This window comes from Halorubrum sp. SS7 (assembly GCF_005435055.1).
Taxonomy (GTDB): domain Archaea; phylum Halobacteriota; class Halobacteria; order Halobacteriales; family Haloferacaceae; genus Halorubrum; species Halorubrum salinarum.
The window spans coordinates 427-757 of record NZ_SGXV01000182.1; the positions used below are offsets into that span (position 1 = coordinate 427).

Sequence of the window (331 nt, forward strand, 5' to 3'; positions counted from 1 at the left end):
AGGCAGTCGTACTGTCTCGACGCCCGCTCCGCGCGCTCCCCGTCGCGTTCGATGACGACGACCTCGTTGCCGCCGGCGGTCGCGAGGTCGACGAGCGGGGTACCGATGTCGCCGGCGCCCACGACGATCAGATACATATGAAGGGGGCTTCAGGATCGACGACCGAAAGCCTACCGCTTGGCGGAGGCGGCCGGTGATCTCCGGTCGGTGTCCCGTCGAACGGCCGGCGCTCAGTCCTCCCCGTCCACTACCGGGAGCGCGACGACGGGAAGCGGCGCGTTCGTCACCAGCTTCAGCGATACATCGCCGGAGAGGAACTGCATGAGTCGGT

The 331-nt window shown here is 67.7% G+C and carries 1 protein-coding gene and 1 pseudogene; both read right to left on the bottom strand.

Features of this window, described 5'->3' with window-relative positions; translation table 11 throughout:
- On the bottom strand, window positions 1–137 hold a 137-nt coding region (locus EXE44_RS21625), incomplete at its 3' end, for an NAD-binding protein (protein WP_241991883.1).
- 93 nt (window positions 138–230) lie between these two features.
- Window positions 231–331 (bottom strand): annotated as a pseudogene (locus EXE44_RS22135) (universal stress protein); the annotation flags it as partial.